The organism is Gemmatimonadota bacterium (assembly GCA_026706345.1).
Taxonomy (GTDB): domain Bacteria; phylum JAAXHH01; class JAAXHH01; order JAAXHH01; family JAAXHH01; genus JAAXHH01.
Window position 1 is genome coordinate 1,290 of the sequence record JAPOYX010000104.1, and the last position, 988, is coordinate 2,277.

Consider the following 988-nt stretch of genomic DNA (forward strand, 5'->3'; position numbering starts at 1 on the left):
TGGATTGGGCGCCCCGCCGTCCCGGCTTCTGGCTCGGGCCTCACGTCCAATGAAAAACGCCTCACCAATATCCGGCTTACGGGGCGGTTCGTCCTGCTTGTACTTGGGCTGCTGAAGCCCCTGCGGCATATAGCCAATGCCTTTGCTATCGACCTTGACGGGAAGTTTGCGCTCAAGTGGCAACGCGTGAAAGCGGGTGTTTTCGGCAAACACGCGGTCAACCAACTCCTGGGGCACGCCGTGGTTTTTGATGAAAAAGAAACCGATGTCTTCAAGCGCCTGACAGACTTCCCGACCCAGGCGGGCCAGCGCGCCTGGCTCTCCGGCCAGAAACGGCCCGAGGTCCAATACCGGGATGATATCTTTCGCGCTCACCGGATAGGATTTTTTTACAAAGACGCGATCCATGTTCACTTGGCTCATATCTTCCCCTCGCCGGACATCGCCCCAAGCATACACAACCACCGTGCGGAAGCAAGAGAACGGCCTGGACCTCGGATGAGATTTCTTTTTCTCCGCTCTGCTGCTACGGAGTGTCTGGCAAATACAAAAGGGCGGACAGGACGTCGCCCTGTTCCAGCCTGAGAGGAGAAACATATGACAACAGAGGTAGCCCTGATCGTCGGGGCTGGTCCGGGAACGAGCGCGAGTTGCGCCCGGCTTTTTTCCCGCGAGGGCATGCGGGTGGCCGTTGCGGCACGTACCCCGGACAAACCCGCGCTCAAGAAACTGGCGAGCGAGTATGGCGTACGGTGTTATCAGTGCGATGCGCGGGAGCCCGAGGCGGTGACAGCGCTGTTCCAAGCGGTACAGAATGATCTCGGGCGGCCCACGCTGGTCGTACACAATATCGACGGTCGGACCCCGGACATTTTCCGCAAAGACATTGACGAGGCCGACCCCGGCTTAGTACGCGACACTCTGCTGAACTCCGCGTATAGCGCCTTCCTCGTGGGTCAACAGGCGACAAAAAGTATGCTGGCCAGCT

At 59.1% G+C, this 988-nt stretch carries 2 protein-coding genes; one reads left to right on the plus strand and one right to left on the minus strand.

Annotated features, from left to right (window positions below; all coding sequences use genetic code 11):
• On the minus strand, positions 1–423 hold a 423-nt coding region (locus OXG98_07495; protein MCY3771846.1), incomplete at its 3' end, for a 2-oxoglutarate and iron-dependent oxygenase domain-containing protein.
• A 174-nt stretch (positions 424–597) separates the two neighbouring features.
• On the opposite strand from OXG98_07495, the gene OXG98_07500 reads away from it, so the two are divergent.
• Positions 598–988, plus strand: a 391-nt coding sequence (locus OXG98_07500; protein ID MCY3771847.1) for an SDR family oxidoreductase, incomplete at its 3' end; no start/stop codon positions are given.